An 18440-nucleotide genomic window follows, 5' to 3' on the forward strand; every position below is an offset into this window, starting at 1 on the left:
CAATGCTTTACGTAAGGAGATGATTAAATGAGTAACAAACTGAGAAATAATGCCATAGGCTGGTCGTTTGTGCTTTTTGCGACTATTTTAATCGTTATATTTTATTTTGTGCCAATGGTCCAGGCTCTGATCCTTTCATTTAAATCCGGAATGGGGAATAACTTGGAGTTTGTTGGACTTGATAACTATACTAGATTGTTTAAAGATCCGACATTTATTACGGCACTAAAAAACACTTTTATCTATTTAATTATCCAAGTACCAATTATGATCATTTTAGCTTTAGTATTATCTGTTTTATTGAATGATCCTAAATTGAAGTTCAAAGGCTTTTTTAGAACAGCAATCTTTTTACCTGCTGTAACCTCTCTCGTAGCTTATTCCATTATTTTTAAATATTTATTTGGTATGGATGGGATCATTAATCAAGTTTTAATGAATATTTCCCTTATCTCAAAACCAATTCCATGGCTAACAGATCCGCTACTTGCAAAAATTACGATTATTATTGCCATCACATGGCGTTGGACTGGATATAATATGATTTTCTACTTATCAGGTCTTCAAAATGTGGATCAATCTATCTATGAAGCTGCAAAAATAGACGGGGCCAATGCATTTCAAGTGTTCACAAAGATTACCATTCCAGTTTTAAAACCAATCATTTTATTCACCTCTATCACTTCAACCATTGGAACACTTCAAATATTTGATGAAATCATGAATATTACGAAAGGTGGACCAGGGAATTCGACCGTTTCCATCTCTCAATATATTTATAACTTATCTTTTAAATATTCGCCTGACTTTGGGTATGCGGCTGCAGTATCATTTGTAATTGTTATTTTGATCGTTATCTTTACATCTATACAGTTTAAAGTGGCAGGTGATCGAAATTGACTATATTTAAAAAGGTATTCACATATGCCTTCTTATCGATAGCTGCATTCATATCTATTTTTCCATTCTTTTGGATGATTATTAGTTCTACGAATGCATCGAAAGAAGTTACAAAAGGCCGGTTACTTCCGGGAAGTCACTTTCTTGAAAACGTGAAAAATCTATTTGAGAATGTCAATATGGGGACAGCATTGGTGAATTCAGCGATTGTTGCGGTTGCAACGACTATTCTAGCGCTTATTATTGCTTCGTTAGCCGGTTATGGATTTGAAATCTATCGGAGTAAAAAGAAAGATATGATATTTAATATTTTGCTATTATCGATGATGATTCCTTTTGCAGCCTTAATGGTTCCACTTTATCGTATGTTCGGCTCCATTTCTCAAGTTATGCCGTTTATTGGAATTGATACTTTGGCAGCAGTCTTTTTACCAACTATTACGACAGCATTTTTGATCTTTTTCTTTAGGCAAAATACTAAAATGTTTGCAAAAGAACTTGTTGAAGCAGGGCGTATCGATGGATTATCAGAATTAGGAATTTTCTTCAGAATTTTTATGCCATCGATGAAAACGTCATATGCAGCAGCAGCGATTATTACATTTATGGCTAGTTGGAATAACTACTTATGGCCACTCGTTGTTATTCAGTCGCCGGAAAAACAAACCATTCCATTGCTTATTTCTAACTTAGGTTCAAGTTATTCACCTGACTATGGTGTCATTATGATGGCAATCGTGATTGCAACTTTACCTACGGCATTAGTCTTCTTCTTAATGCAACGACATTTTGTTGCTGGAATGATGGGATCAGTAAAATAAATTGGTTGAAAGTGGGGATCTGTAATGTTAAAACAATTGAAGAAATTTGAGTACACACCGCCGAAAAACGGTTATCCTGAGTGGAACAATAATCCTGAGATTTTTCAATTAAACAGGCTTGAAGCCCATGCGACATTAATGCCATATCATACAGTTGAAGAAGCGTTGAAAGGAAATCGTCAGGATTCTAAATACTATAAACTTTTAAATGGTGAGTGGAAGTTTTCATTCTCTGAAACACCTGATAAAAGAAATCGTGAATTCTATCAAGCTGATTTTGATTCTAGCAATTGGGATCATATTCAAGTACCTTTTCATTGGCAATTTCAAGGTTATGATTATCCGCAATATACGAATGTAAATTATCCTTGGATCAACACGGAAGATCTTAAAGCTCCATTTGCGCCTACAAAATACAATCCGGTTGGACAATATATTCAAACTTTCACAGTTCCTGAATTATGGGAAAATCAACCGGTATATATTAGCTTCCAAGGAGTCGAATCAGCCTTTTACATTTGGGTAAATGGAGAACTAGTTGGTTATAGCGAAGATACGTTTACCCCAGCTGAGTTTGATATTACTCCGTATTTAATTGATGGTGAAAATAAACTAGCGGTTGAAGTGTATCGTTGGTGTGATGCGAGCTGGCTTGAAGACCAAGATTTTTGGAGATTAAGTGGGATCTTTAGAGATGTTTATTTATACTCAACCCCGCGCATCCACATTCAAGACTTTTTTGTCAACACAGAGCTAGATAATGAGTATCGCGATGCTGAGTTGAAAGTGAATGCAAGCATCACAAATTATGTAAAAGAAACATGTGGTAACGTCAAGTTTGAAGCGATGCTTTATGATGATAATGGGAACAAGGTTTTAGAGATGCCGATTTCAGTCGATGTCAATATATCTGGGGAAGTAAAATGCGAAATCAGTGCATCGGCATTCGTTGAAAATCCATTGAAATGGAGTGCGGAGCATCCAAATCTTTATACATTGGTTCTAAGTTTGAAAGACGAAAACGGTCAGCTTATTGAAACAGAAAGCTGTAAAGTTGGATTCCGGAAGTTTGAACTGAAAGATGGTTTAATGAAAATCAATGGTGAGCGCATCGTCTTTAAGGGTGTAAACAGACATGAATTCAATGCTGACAAGGGACGCGCGATTGATTTTGAGGATATGGTCCACGATATTACGCTCATGAAAAAGTATAATATTAATGCTGTTCGTACTTCACATTATCCAAACAATCCATATCTGTATGAGTTGTGTGATCAATATGGCTTGTATGTCATTGACGAAAACAACTTAGAAACACATGGTTCATGGGTTTACGGACAGAAGGAACTTGAAGATACGGTTCCAGGTAGTAGGCCAGAATGGACAGAGAATGTATTGGATCGTTGTAACTCAATGTTCCAACGTGATAAGAATCACCCATCGATTGTCATTTGGTCTTTAGGAAACGAATCATTCGGTGGAGATAATTTCCTTAAAATGCATCAATTCTTTAAAGAAATAGATCCATCGAGACTCGTTCATTATGAAGGTGTATTCCACTACAGACCATCAGAAGCAGCATCAGATATTGAAAGTACAATGTATATTACTCCTTCAAAAGTTGAGGAATATGCAATCGAAGCACAAAAGTCTGAGCAACAAATGAAGCCGTATATTCTCTGTGAATACGCTCATGCAATGGGAAATTCAGTTGGAAATTTATTTAAGTACACAGAGCTGTTTGACAAGTATCCAATCATTCAAGGTGGTTTTATTTGGGATTGGCGTGATCAGGCAATTCGTACCAAAACAGAAGATGGCGTTGAATTCTTAGCTTACGGTGGAGATTTCGGAGAATCACCACATGATGGGAACTTCTCTGGTAATGGATTGATTTTTGCGGATGGCACGGTCACTCCAAAGCTTTATGAAGTGAAAAAATGCTATCAAAACATTGAATTTACTGCTGTTGACCTTGCTAATGGGGTTGTGGCTGTTCAAAATAAAAATCTATTTACGAACGTAAATGAATTTGAACTTTCTTTTGAACTTACAAGCAATGGAGAACTTGTCAAAACAGGCAAGGCAGATTTGGATATTGAGCCGTTATCTTCAGGAGAAGTCCAATTAGGTTATGCGCTTGAGGAGATTGACCAGGATGGAGAAATCATCCTAACAGTTAACCTACGTCTGAAAGACTCTACTCTTTGGGCAGAAGCAGGCCATGAAATTGCTTTTGAACAATTTGTTTTACGTAAAGGTATCGTGGAGCGACCAAGTGTTAATGGAAAACTGGATCTTGTTGATGAAGCTGATGAACTAACGATTTTGGGAGAGGGCTTCTCGATTCGTTTTAATAAACTGACTGGTGATCTTGTATCCTACCAATTTGCCGGAGAAGAATTAATCAATACTCCTCTTGTTCCTAACTATTGGCGCGCAATGACGGATAATGATAAAGGAAATAAGCTTGATGTAAGAAGTGCAACATGGCGCGAAGCTGGAATCAAGCGTAAACTTGAAAACTTCCATGTTGAAAAATCTGATGAGGAAATAGCAGTTCTTGTGAAATACAGCTTGCCTACTACAACTGAATCTAGCACAGAAATTCGTTATATCGTGAAAAACAATGGAGAAATTGCGGTGGAATCCACATTGACGCCTGGATCTGATTTGCCGGAAATACCTGAAGTTGGATTGCTCTTTACGATGGATCAAAGCTTTGACAACCTAGAATGGTATGGAAAAGGTCCTCACGAAAATTACATTGATAAAGAAAAAGGTGCAAAAATCGGTCTGTATGAAGGGAAAGTAAAAGATCAGTATGTCCCTTATTTAAAACCACAAGAATGTGGAAATAAGACAGAAGTAAGATGGGCTACCATAACAAACGAAAATGGTATCGGGTTTAAAATTGCTGGATTACCAACAGTAGAACTAAATGTTCTTCCATATACACCTTTCGAATTAGAAGAAGCGAGCCATCCTTATAAATTGCCGAATAGCAACCAATCCGTTATTCGAGTTAATCATAAACAAATGGGTGTTGGTGGAGACGATAGTTGGTTACAAAAAACACATCCAGAATTCACCTTATATGCCGATCAACCATATAGTTATACAATTTCATTGATACCGATTAAAAAATAAAATAAAGTAAGAAAAAGGATAGATGAGCAGATACAATATTTGCTCATCTATCTTTTTTCTAATTGTAAGTGCGGTTAATTTTAAAACAGGACCTGGGAATTGCTCAATCTCGATCGCACAGGAATAGTGACAAATATCCGATTTGTGAAGTGATTGGTTCTCAATCGCATAGGAATTGTGACAAAAATCGGATTTGTGATGTGATTGCTTCTCAATTACACAGGAACTTTGAAAAATATAAAAGTCTGATAGGATATAATCAAGATGCAATACGCACGACAAAAAATGATGGCAGCTAGTTTTTGAAACGTTTTTTCTGAGGATTTCCCAAACTCCAACGGTAGTAAACTAGAAGAAAACATCGTATGATAATAATAGATTATGAATCTTGCAAAAAACGGGAGGGATAAAATGAAAGCGCTTTTTATTGGTGGTACAGGTACGATCAGTTCGGCTATTACAAAGCAGTTAGCAGAAAGCGGTTGTGAACTTTATCTTTTGAATCGGGGGACAAGAAATGATAGCTTGCCAGCTGGTGTAAAAGTCATTACGGCTGATATACATGATGAAGAAAAGGTTGCGAAGCTAATCGAGGATCATGAATTCGATGTAGTTGCCGATTTTATTGCCTTTGTACCAGCACATGTAGAAAGAGATTTTCGATTATTTAATGGGAAAACGAAACAATTTATTTTTATTAGCTCTGCATCTGCCTATCAAAAGCCGCTATCTGATTATCGAATCACGGAGGGGACACCCTTATCAAATCCATATTGGGAGTATTCTAGAAACAAAATTGCCTGTGAAGAATATTTGATGAAGCAATATCGAGAAAATGGTTTTCCGGTCACAATCGTTAGGCCAAGTCACACATATAGTGAACGTTCGATTCCGCTTGGTGTACATGGCAACAACGGTAGCTGGCAAGTAGCAAAGCGGATGCTGGAAAATAAGTGTGTCATTATTCATGGTGATGGTACTTCTTTATGGACTTTGACACATAATCGTGATTTTGCAAAAGGATTTATCGGTTTGATGGGTAATATCCATGCTATTGGAGAGTCCGTACATATCACATCGGACGAATCGGTCACTTGGAATCAAATATATGAGATTATTGCTGATGCATTAGGAGTCACGCTTAATGCTGTTCATGTTCCATCTGAATTTTTAGCAGCTTGCAGCAAATATGACTATGAGGGCGGACTTATCGGTGATAAAGCAAATACAGTAGTGTTTGACAATTCTAAGCTGAAAAGGCTTGTTCCAGATTTCGTTGCAACAACTAGAGTCGATCAAGGCATAAAGCAAACAGTTCAATATATTTTAGAACATCCTGAACTTCAAAGAGAAGATCCGGAATTCGATAAATGGTGTGATAAAGTAATTGAATCGCTGGATGAGGCCTTATTAAAAATATCTGAATAAACACCTTCTAAATAAGCTATTAGGTAGGGATGCCCGATAGCTTATTTATTTTGTATAAGATATTTTGTGAAAATAAAATGAAATATTAGTAATCTAATTGTAATAATAGTAATCTTATAGTAACGTAATATATAGATTACTTCGGGATAAAGCAAAAGGGGTTTGGAATAAATGTGGAAAAAGATTTTTAAAGTTACAGCATGGATTGCAGCTATTATTGTCATTTTCGGGATTAATAAGTTGGTATACGCCACATATCCGTTAATGGCTAGCAAAGAAGTCACTCATGAAGAGACCAGTTCTAGTAAGTATCCAAATATTAATCTTACAACGATTACGAAACAAACGAAGAGTTACACTTTTTCTATAAGTAAACCGAGTACGAACAGTGAAAATATTAATAGTAAAATAGACGAGTGGATTGACAAGAAAAAAGATACTTTTATAAAAGAGGTTGAAGACAATAAGAAATTATTTAGAAAAAATCCACAAGCTGATCTCAATATACAAGTAGAAACACATCGTATTACTAAAAATATATATAGTTTAGTTTTCCACACATATGAATATTCCGGTGGGGCAAACGGAATAAATACCATAAAGGTCTTCAATATAGATTTAAAACATGACCGTTTTTTAAATATTCATGATGTGCTTAATATAAATAAAGAAAATATGAAAGACTTCCAGAAAAACATATTGGAAGTGTTACAAAAAAATAAGGAAATAGAACCTTATATTTTTCCGGAAAAATTGAAGATTTTAGCTCAACCAGAAAAATGGGAATGGTCCATTAATCAAAAAACCTTTACTTTATTTTTTGATGAATACGAAATTGCTGCAGGAGCGGCTGGTGCGATAGAAATAAAGTTACCGATTGAAAAAATACAAGACTATCTCCAAGAAAACTTCCAAGCTTTTTTGAAAATACCTAAGAAGGAAGAACCGCTAAAAGGAATGGTCACTCAAGAAGAACACAAGAAGTTAAATAAAGATGGCAAATATGTAGCTCTTACATTTGATGATGGCCCAAGTAAAAAGGTAACCCCTCAAGTTCTACAGGTATTAAAAGAACATAACGCAAAAGCAACCTTTTTTATGTTAGGAACTCAAGTAGACTATTATCCCGATCTTGCACTTGAAATTGCAGAGGAAGGGCATGAAATCGGTAATCATTCGAAAAGTCATCCTAATTTAAGGAATATGGGCATACAGCAGATTAAAGAAGAGTTAGATTACACGACCAACAAAATTAAAGAAGCAACAGGCATTACACCAAAACTAATTCGTCCACCATATGGTTCTTATAATGATTCAGTCATTAAATATGCAAAAGACCACGACGATTCTATCATTCTCTGGTCAGTAGATTCATTAGATTGGAAAAGTCGTAATGCAAAGGCAGTCAATGATGTAGTGCAAAAAGAGATTACGAATGGAGCAATCGTTTTAATGCATGACATCCATCAAGAAACGGCTGATGCACTTCCACAACTTTTAACAGCATTAGAATCGGAAGGATATCAATTTGTGACCGTATCGCAATTGCTTGAATGGAAAGAAGAAAATGGTGTTGGTCCGCATTTTGGAAGTATTAAATAATCTCATAAAGACTATATTTTGGAATAAAAGGGTCTTTCAAAAAGTTGTACTATTTAACTTTTTGAAAGACCTTTCTTTTTTTTTATGCCCTTTTTGGCCTTGACTGTTGATTTCCGCTACAGGCGCTCGCTTTCCGCGGGTGGTTCGGTGAGCCTCCTCGGCGCTGGACGCGCCTGTGGGGTCTCACCCTGACCCTTTTTCCCGCAGGAGTCTCGCGCCTTCCACTACAATCAACATTGTGCTAATTATTTTGTTTAGACAACTTAAAGGAAGGTCCCTTTATTGATATGGTTTACTGACGAATCCTACTTTTGTCTCAATTTCATCGATATTTATTCTTGAACCTTACATAACTATTGATTCAGTTCATTACCTAGAATTGCATTTCTCATTCTCCCTAATAAAATCTTCAATCCAGCTACGCATCAGTACTGATGGGTTCTGATCTTCTTTTTTACAAAGGGATACAAATTTTTCCTTTAAATCTTTTGAAATCCGAATGTTTAATTGGTACCTTTTCATGATTTCCTCCGTAAGTAACATTTTTATTATTTATAGCAGAAACGTCTAGACATTTTCTGAAAGTGTGAGAATCAAGATTAAATAAAGTAGTTTATTAATATTTGTATAGTAATAGCAAGGATTTTAAAAGATAGGTAAAAAGTACTAGTTGGAAATATTCTTTTTAGAAAGTTGCATCTATCTGAATTTATTAGAAAGTTAATTATTTTTAAATTCTCACTAAAAATATTAACCGCTTTCATTATTATAGGGAAAAGGATCTAGGTATCTTTTAATGTAAAAACCTAGATTCTTTTCATTCTTTCTATTGTTAACGTAGTATTTATTCTCTTTCAGAAATTGTTTAGAAATGTTGTTTAGAATTACAAATTGGAATATGGAGTAATGGGTAAAGTACATATTTATTTCATTCTTATTCGTGGATTCCAACGAAGAAAAAAGGAGGGAAATTATTAAATGAGAAAGAAAATAAGCATGATTGTCTTTATTATTGTTTTGATTTCTAACACAATTCTCAGTGGAGCTGCACCACTTGTAGTAACAGCTGAGACTGTGAAGAAAAGTATATTTACAAATGTAACTTTAACAGACGAAAAAGGCAATGTCATTGATGCTAATCAAAATCCAGAATTTCTTCCGAGTATTGATACAGCAGTGAATGTTAATTTTGAATGGTCAATAAGTAGTGATGACTTAACCGGTGAGAAAACATTTTTATACGATTTACCTTCGCAAATAATGGTACATAAAGTACAAAGTGGTCTACTGTTTGCTGACGAAGATGAAATTGGGACTTTCCAGATCGATGATAATGGGAAAATAACTTTAGAGTTTCTGGAAGAGGCAGAAGGCTATGCTCAGGTAAGTGGAAAGTTTTCAATTGATGCAGCTTTTAATGAAAAGGTAATCGGTGATAGTGAAGAAATATCCATTTTGTTCGGTTTAGGTGGGCTAGAAAAGCTTATTGATATTAATTTTGAAGGAAGTTCTGATTCCCAATCTGGTAATGTGGAGGATGAGGAGACGACTCCAGAAGTAGATCAAAATGATGAGAATGGATCTCTAGAGAATGGAGCAGAAGCTAAAGAGGAAGAAATTGATACGGAAGTTGAGCCGGTAGATAATCAAACTGCAATTAATATAAATGGTACAGAAAGTAAAGAAAAAGTTACCAAAGTTCAATCATTAAATCGCACAGTGGGCGAAATTAATGAAAATATTATTACAGATGTAATGTTGTCTATCAAAGAAGGGGAAGAAGATTTTAATGAGATATTACCTGGGACTGAAATCGTCGTTGGTAGTCCGTACAATGAATTTAAAGTAAAACTAGATTACCAGTTTGCACTTCCAAATGGACATCCCTATGGTAAAGGTTCAACATTTACGATTGAAATACCAGACGTATTTAACGTATTAGCAAATCCAGAACCACAACCATTAAAAAAAGGAAATATCGAGTTTGCTACCTTTATCGTGACAAGTGATAATAAAATTGTGATTACATTTAATGAAAAAATTGAAGAAAACTCCGATGTGTCAGGATATATCAACTTGGAATCTGAGTTTGCTGCACATTATAAAGGGTCTGCAGAAACAGAAATTACTTTCCCTATTGAGGGTAAAGGCAATGTGACGTATCCAATTAGATTTATTCCGAACTCAACATCGATCGACAAACAAGGAGTACCAAACAAAGGGTACAATACAGAAACAATCCAGTGGACGGTTGATTTTAACAAAGACCTACAAAAGATTAATAATGCGATATTGGAAGACTTTCTTGGACCAAATCAAGAGCTTGTTGCTGATTCAATTGAAGTATATAAACTAGCAATGAATGCTGATGGAACGATTGATGAATCAAAAACTGAAATAATGGAAGGCCATGGGTTTGGAGAAACATTTCCTTTAACATTAGGAAATATTGATTCAGCATATCGTATCGTATATAAGTCGAAAGTTACGGATAATTTAGGAACTTCATATACGAACAAAGCAACACTTGATGGTGACGAGATAGAACCTATTAGTGCTGATGCATCTGTTGTTGTGAAACGTGGGCAGCAACTAGAAAAAGATTCAACAGAATATGATAATGTCTCACAAACAATAACGTGGGAAGTTAAATACAATTATGATGAAAAAGTAATTCCACAAAATAAAGCGAAACTAACAGATGTTTTTGGTAAAAACCAACAATTTGTTGAAGGTAGTTTTAAAGTAGTTGAAGTGGAAATTAATTCAAATACAGGCGATGAAGCAGGGACAACTGATGTAAGTTCTGATGCTTATACAGTCACTCACACTGAAGATGGCTTTGTTTTCCTATTTAATGAAGGGATCAATAAAGCTTATAAGATTGTCTATAAAACAACGGCTTCAAACCGTGTTGATAAAGACGGAAATATAGAAAATACGATTTCGGATGAATTCGAAAATGTAATTAAAGGCGGAAGGTTTGTAAGCCAAGGTATTTTCATTAAATCACATGATGGGAATCCAGACTATGACAAAAAAGAAACGAGCTGGACAATCTTAATCAATAGAGATGAACAGTTAATGAAAGAGGTAGCATTTTTCGATACTTTACCGCAAGGGTTTACACCAAAGAACGTAAAAGTAACACATGATGGCAAGACCTTAGTAAAAGATACAGATTACACTTATAACTATGATGAAAATACTAGAAGAATAGAAATTGACTTTATACAAGATATCACGAAAAGAGTATATATCACTTATGAAACGGAAATTGATTACGATAAAGTAAATCCACAAAATGGGAAATTTACAAATAATGCGCTACTAGAGTGGATTCCTGAAAATGAAACAAAGAAAATTAGTAAAGAGGGTACAGCAGACTTTGATCCAGATAACTACACGAAACATAATGGATTTAAAGGTGCTTCCTACAACCCTGTAACGAAAGAAATTACATGGACAATAGGTGTCAACTATAATAGAGCAACTCTTAATAATGTCATCGTTGAAGACTTCATTTTAGGAGAACAAAACTTCAAGATTAATAATGTAAAAGTGTATCACATGACGTTAACAGGTGGAGCTAATGGTTTTGAGAAAGGCGCCGAATTGACTGGTGCTGATATCCGGTCAAAAACTGGTCAGAATAATGAACCGGGTTTTTCAGTACATCTTGGCAATATTAAAGAACCATATGTCATCGAATTTACGACAGACCTTAAGGGCTTGTTAGTAGATAAAAACTATAATAATATAGCGACTGTGAAAAGTAATAATAAGGATGAAAATGAACTAAAAGCTACTGTACAACCACACTATGGCGGAGAGTATACGAAGAAAGATGCAAAACAAAACGTGACGAATCCGCGGATCGTAAATTGGAATGTAAACATCAACTTTACACAGTCGACCGTTTCGAACCTCAAAATAGAGGATACACCAAGTATAAACCAAGCTTTATTAAGAGATACGATTAAAGTATATGGTACTACAGTAACAGAAAACAGTATTATGAAAGACCTTAATAAACTTCTTGTAGAAGGTCAAGATTACACACTGGAAATGAAAGAAAGCGAAGATGGCAGGGAAACATTTACGATTAAATTCACCGCTGCCAAAATTGATCGTGCATACGTTCTTGAATATGATACGTATATTTTATATAAGGGCGATGGAAATATTTCTAATGATGCACAATTCTTTGCTAGTGAAACTACTGGCATCGAAACGGGCGACAAATATTCAAATAAAATTAATTTGTCCAATATTAGTGGGGGAATTGACGGAGAAGTTGGGAACTTAAAAGTCACTAAAGTCGATAATGACGATGATTCAATGACATTAAAAGGTGCTGTTTTTGAACTTTACGATGAAACGGGCAAGACATTACTAAAAACAGCAACAACTGGTGAAGATGGAGTTAGCGAGTTTAAGAATCTTTTATATGCAAGATATATTTTAAAAGAAACAACAGCTCCAGATGGTTATGTTGTCGGAATTGAAGATAAACAAACTGTTAAAGTAAATGCTCCAGTTACAGAACTAGAGATTAAAAATAAAAAGATAAAACGTCATGTTGAACTAACAAAAGTTGACGGTACTGATGGAAGGCTTTTAGACGGTGTTGTCTTTGAACTATATAAAGATAATAATTTAGTTAGTGAACATACAACTGATAATGAAGGAATTATTTATCTTGAAGATTTTGAACCAGGTAATTACTATTTCAAAGAAAAAACACCAAAACAGCACTACCAACAAAATGATAATGAATATAGATTTACCATCGAAGAAAAGCAAACCGAAGTAGATAAAGTAATAGTTAAAAACGAGTTAATTCCAGGCAGTGCGAAAATTAAAAAAGTAGATGCTGATAATACAAGTAAAGGGCTAAAGGGTGCAGTTTTTGAGATCCTAACTGAAAATAAAAAATCTGTAAAAACGGTCGAAACTGGAGAAGATGGAACTGTAAGGACAGGTGATTTACGACCAGGTAAGTATCTCTTAAAAGAAATACAAGCACCTTATGGGTACAATATTTCAGATCAAGAAGCAAAAGACGGAATTGAGTTTGAGATTGTACACAGTCAGGTAACTCCAATTGATATAAGAACAATAACTAACGAAGTAAAGACGACAAAAATTGAATTGACTAAAAAAGATGCAATAAGCGGTAATTTATTACCAGGTGCAGAATTTGAATTAACTTACCAAGCTGGCCCTTACCCGAATGGTACAACAGTAATAAAAACAGCGGATAGTTCTGGAAAAGTTACATTTGAGGATTTGAAACCAGGAACATATTCTATTAAAGAATCCAAGGCTCCAGAAGGTTATATCCTAAACACGACTCCAATCATAGTAGAAGTAACGTTAAATCATGTGCATAATAATCAAACTGTTAAAAAAGATATCCAAAACGATCCATTTGTACATGTTATTTTAGTAAAAGAAGATAGTGAAACAGCTTATAAACTTGCGGATGCAAAGTTTAAAATAACCGATCAAGATGATATTGATATTGCCGGTTATACTAATTTAACAACAGATAATAACGGTCAAATAAATATCACTGGTCTTCCGGCTGGTAGCTATAAGCTTGTCGAGGTTGAACCACCATTTGGTTACACAATTGACTCAAATAATATACGTACATTTGAAATCACAGGAAACGAACTATCTACAAACGTAATTGAATATAGAGACAGTGACGCATTTAAGAACAACATTATAAAAGGGTCTGTTGAACTTCTTAAAAAAGATGCTGAGACGGGTGGAACTTTAGAAGGCGTAGAGTTTGAATTACAAAATATTTCATTAGTAAATGGTGGAACTTATGGGACGACACCTCATACGACTGATGCTAATGGTAAGATTTTTGTAAATAACCTGCGTCCAGGAAAATATAAGTTTATTGAGAAAAAAGCAAAAGATGGCTATCAATTACACTGGAAAGAAATAGTGTTTGATATTGACTTAGGTAACCAAAAACACGAACAAACCATTACAGTTGAAAACTATAAACTTGTAGATATTGGCGTCACTAAAAAGTGGAATGACGATAATGATTCAGCTGGATCACGGCCAGAGTCTATTACAGTTGATCTTCTTCAAAATGGTACTAAATTGAAAGATGCAACTATTTCACCAGATAATAACGGAAATTGGACACAAACATTTACAGGATTAGACGCAGTGGATTCCAACGGAAAAAAATATACGTATACAGTTGTAGAACAACCCGTAGATAATTACCAGAGAGAAGGAATCACCGGCAATGCTGTAGAAGGCTTCGTTATTACAAACACTCTATTAACGTCAGTAGAAGTCGAAAAGGCATGGGAAGACGATAATGATGCAACAAAAAATCGTCCGTCACAAGTAAAGGTAGAACTTTATCAAAACAATCAAAAGTATAAAGAAGCTACTGTAAAAGCTAGTGATAATTGGAAATACACATTTGCTAAGTTACCTGTCTATGACTCAAACGGTAATAAATATCATTACACTGTAAAAGAAGAAACAGTTACTGGGTATGAACTAAAAAACATTGAGTCTACAAATAACGGTTATAAAGTCATTAACGTACGTACAGGGAAAGCAGACATCAATGTCACAAAAACTTGGAAAGACGAAAATGAATTAGATCGTCCATCTGAAGTAATTGTAGAGCTTTATCAAAACAATCAAAAGCTTAAAGAAGCAACTGTAAAAGCTAGTGGTAATTGGAAATACGCATTTGAAAACCTTGAAGTATTTGATACCGACGGAAAAGCATATGATTACACCGTCAAGGAAAAAGATCTTGATGGAAACTATAAACTCGACGGAATTACAGGAGATGCCGAAAAAGGCTTCGAAATTACCAACGTCCGTACAGGTAAAACGAATATTAAAGTAACAAAAGTATGGAAAGATGAGAAGGAATCAGATCGTCCATCTGAAATAAAAGTAGAACTGTATCAAAATGGAACTCATCAACCGGATAAGGATGCGACTATTAAAGCCAGTGAAGGTTGGGAGTATACTTTTAATAACCTTGAAGCATTTGATGCCGATGGAAAAGCATATGAGTATACCGTAAAAGAAGTAGACCTTGATGGAAAGTATAAGTTAGAAGGCATCACAGGTAATGCTAAAGACGGCTTCACAATCACGAACGTTCGTACAGGTAAAACAGAAATTAATGTGACAAAAGTATGGAAAGATGAAAATGAATTAGATCGTCCTACTGATGTGAAGGTAGAGCTTTATCGAAATGGAATTCATCAATCCGATAAAGATGCTGTAATCAAACGAAGTGACGGCTGGGAGTGCACATTTAAAGACCTTGAAGTATATGATTCTGATGGAAAAGCTTATGTGTACACAGTTAAAGAAAAAGACCTTGATTCAAACTATACTCTAGAAGGCATCACAGGTAATGCTAAAGACGGTTTCATTATTACCAACGTTCGTACAGACAAAACAAAAGTAGAAGGAATGAAATCGTGGAAGGATGATAATGAAAATGATCGTCCTGAAATGATAAAAGTGAATCTTCTCCAAAATGATGTTGTAGTGGATACACAAGAAGTCACTAAAGATTCCGACTGGAAATACAGCTTCACAAACTTAGAAAAGTACGATAAAGAAGGTAAAGCATACAAATATTCTGTAAAAGAGCAAGGAGTTCCCGGATATAAATCAGAAGTAAATGGCTTTGACATCACGAACACAAGATCAGAAAAAACAATTGTAGAAGTTACTAAAGCCTGGAAAGATGATAATGCCAAGGATCGTCCAGAATCGATTACAGTAACATTACTTCAAAATGATAAAGAAATTGAAACAGTAGAAATCACAGCAGCAGATGATTGGACTTATGAGTTCTCAGATTTAGAAGCTTTTGATGAAAATGGAGTTGCTTATGAGTACACTGTTGAAGAGGAAGCTATTGGTGGTTATGAAACAACGATAGACGGTTACGACATCACAAACTTACGTGTTGGTAAAACGACCGTAGAAGGTGCAAAGGCATGGAAAGACGATAATTCAAAAGAACGTCCAGAAATGATCAAAGTTGACCTTCTGAAAAACGGTGAAGTGATTAATACCAAAGAAGTAACAGCTGATGATGACTGGAAGTACAGTTTTACAAATCTAGACAAGTTTGATGAAGAAGGAAAAGCATACGAATACACTGTTCTAGAGCAACCTATAGAAGGCTATCGATCAACAGTAGAAGGCTACGACATCACAAACGTCCGAGTTGGTAAAACATCGGTAGAAGGTAAAAAGACATGGAAAGACAATAATTCAAAAGAACGTCCAGAAATGATCAAAGTGAATCTCCTTCAAAATCGTGTTGTAGTTGCTACACAAGAAGTGACCGCCGATACTGACTGGAAATACAGCTTCAAAGATTTGGACAAGTATGACGAAGAAGGTAAGGTATACGAATACGCTGTTAAAGAGCAAGGTGTTCCAGGTTATAAATCAGATGTTGATGGCTTTGACATTACAAACACAAGATCTGATAAAACATCTGTTGTCATCACAAAAGGTTGGAAAGATGATAACTCTAAAGATCGCCCAGACTCCATTACAGTAAACTTACTACAAAATGGTGAAGTGATCGATACAGTGAAAGTAACTGCAACTGACGATTGGACTTATGAGTTTTCTGATTTAGAAGCTTATGATAAAAATGGAGTTGCTTATGAGTACACTGTTGAAGAGGAAGCGATTGAAGGTTATGAAACAACAGTAGATGGTTACGACATTACAAACTTACGTGTTGGTGAAACGTCCATAGAAGGTACAAAGACATGGGAAGATGATAATTTCAAAGAGCGTCCAAAAATGATCAAAGTTGACCTTCTTCAAAACGGTAAAGTAGTTGATACCGTGGAAGCAACAGCTGACACTGACTGGAAATATACATTTACGAATTTAGAAAAGTATGATGCGGAAGGAAAAGCTTATACTTACTCTGTGAAAGAGCATGTTGTCGAGGGGTATGAGTCTATTGTTTCTGGCTTTGATATTACGAACAAGTTGATTCTAGGTGAGGTAGAGTTGACAAAACATGGTGAAAACGAAGAAGTCTTAGAGGGGGCAATTTTTGACCTTCAAGATCTTGCCGGAAATGTTTTACAAGAAGGACTGACGACAAATAAAGCAGGAAAGCTTGTCGTTTCTGATCTAAAACCAGGTCATTACCAATTTGTCGAAACAAAAGCTCCATTCGCCCATGAACTTGATTCAACACCGATCAAGTTCACGATCGAAATAGGCCCGACAAAACCTGTTCAATTGACAGCAATGAATGAACTAACACCAGGATCTGTCGAATTAATCAAAGTCGACAGTAACAATAAAAAGATTACTCTAGAAGGTGCAGAGTTTGAACTTCAAAATAAAGATGGTTATGTGCTCCTCAAAGGATTATCAACCGATAAGACTGGTAAACTAGTTGTGGAAAATTTAAAACCTGGCAATTACCAGTTTGTCGAAAAGAAAGCACCAACTGGTTACGACCTAGATCCAACTCCAATCACATTTACGATTGAAAAGGGTCAGGAAGAAATGTTAGTTTTAGAGTTCGCTAACAAAGCTACTCCACTAGATCCAGAACAACCAGAAAAACCTGGCAAACCAGAAAAACCTAGTAAACCAGAACAACCAGTAGACCCTGGAAAAGAAGTTCGTCCAGAAAAACCATCTTCTGGTATCAACAAGCTCCCGCAAACAGGGGAACAAAACTTGTTTTATATGATGATAATAGGTTTCCTCTTCTTATCAATTGGTGGAGTACTTCTTTTACGCAGAAATAGAAAAGCAGAATAATGATGGAAGGTGAAGTCCTAATGAAAAATGCAAAATTAATAGTAGGCCTTGTATTTTTGACAGCAGGACTAACATTTATCTCCATTCCACTTTATTATGAATGGCAGCAAGGGAAAGAGTTGAGGGCTTTGGAAGAAGCCCTCTCTCTTATTTCTGAAGGTAGTGGTGAGTCTGCTAATCTTTCAAGTATTGATCATCTTTCTTTTACGGAAGATCAACTAAAGGATGTAATGGAATTAGAAATTCCGTCCATTAATCTAAAACAGAAAATTTTAGGAGAGACAACAGAAGAAAACTTACGAGTGGCATTAACACAATTAAAAAAAGACCAGTCTCCGGGAATGGGGAATTTTACCGTTGCAGGTCATAGAGGTTATCGTGGTGAGCGCCATTTCAGTCGATTGCCACAAGTATCAATCGGGGATAAAGTATTTTTACATACAGATAAGCAAACATTTGTTTACCAAGTTACAAGCACAGAAGTTATTGATCCATCTTATGTTGAAATACTAGATAATCATCAAGGTAAAAAAGAAATCACGATGATTACATGCACTAGATCCGGAATAGATCGGATTGCTGTAGTGGGTGAGCTAATCGATAAAATCGATTAATCTTATTAAACATCTGGTCAGAAGTATTATGTTGCGACTTGATGTTTTCTTTGTTTAGTAGAGTATAAAAATATATTGTAGATTCTTT

General features: G+C 35.3%; 8 protein-coding genes. 7 read left to right on the forward strand and 1 reads right to left on the reverse strand.

Features of this window, described 5'->3' with window-relative positions; all coding sequences use genetic code 11:
- Nucleotides 1-27: 27 nt before the first annotated feature.
- The 5 genes from KHA93_RS22550 (at nucleotide 28) to KHA93_RS22570 (ending at nucleotide 7901) form a co-directional block, all read left to right on the forward strand.
- Complete coding sequence (locus tag KHA93_RS22550; protein ID WP_213113170.1) at nucleotides 28-900, forward strand: carbohydrate ABC transporter permease; 873 nt, start codon at nucleotides 28-30, stop codon at nucleotides 898-900.
- The gene (locus KHA93_RS22555; RefSeq protein ID WP_213113171.1) at nucleotides 897-1721 is read left to right on the forward strand and encodes a carbohydrate ABC transporter permease; all 825 of its coding nucleotides are present in this window, start codon (nucleotides 897-899) and stop codon (nucleotides 1719-1721) included. The genes KHA93_RS22550 and KHA93_RS22555 overlap by 4 nt, the downstream gene beginning before the upstream one ends.
- A gap of 24 nt (nucleotides 1722-1745) precedes the next feature.
- On the forward strand, nucleotides 1746-4871 hold the full coding sequence (lacZ, locus tag KHA93_RS22560) for a beta-galactosidase, LacZ type (RefSeq protein WP_213113172.1): 3126 nt from the start codon (nucleotides 1746-1748) through the stop codon (nucleotides 4869-4871).
- A 411-nt stretch (nucleotides 4872-5282) separates the two neighbouring features.
- Entirely contained in the window at nucleotides 5283-6299 is a 1017-nt protein-coding gene (locus KHA93_RS22565) for an SDR family oxidoreductase (protein ID WP_213113173.1), read from the forward strand.
- Nucleotides 6300-6470: 171 nt separating this feature from the next.
- Complete coding sequence (locus tag KHA93_RS22570) at nucleotides 6471-7901, forward strand: polysaccharide deacetylase family protein (RefSeq protein WP_213113174.1); 1431 nt, start codon at nucleotides 6471-6473, stop codon at nucleotides 7899-7901.
- A 369-nt stretch (nucleotides 7902-8270) separates the two neighbouring features.
- Here the strand turns inward: KHA93_RS22570 and KHA93_RS22575 are convergent, their stop codons facing one another.
- On the reverse strand, nucleotides 8271-8423 hold the full coding sequence (locus tag KHA93_RS22575; RefSeq protein WP_213113175.1) for a hypothetical protein: 153 nt from the start codon (nucleotides 8421-8423) through the stop codon (nucleotides 8271-8273).
- 456 nt (nucleotides 8424-8879) lie between these two features.
- Between KHA93_RS22575 and KHA93_RS22580 the strand changes: the two genes are divergently transcribed.
- A complete protein-coding gene (locus tag KHA93_RS22580; RefSeq protein ID WP_213113176.1) occupies nucleotides 8880-17738 on the forward strand; it encodes a Cna B-type domain-containing protein in 8859 nt (2952 codons plus the stop codon).
- A gap of 20 nt (nucleotides 17739-17758) precedes the next feature.
- A complete protein-coding gene (locus tag KHA93_RS22585) occupies nucleotides 17759-18352 on the forward strand; it encodes a class D sortase (RefSeq protein ID WP_213113177.1) in 594 nt (197 codons plus the stop codon).
- Nucleotides 18353-18440: the final 88 nt, after the last annotated feature.

Source organism: Lederbergia citrisecunda (assembly GCF_018343695.1).
Taxonomy (GTDB): Bacteria; Bacillota; Bacilli; order Bacillales; family Bacillaceae_C; genus Lederbergia; species Lederbergia citrisecunda.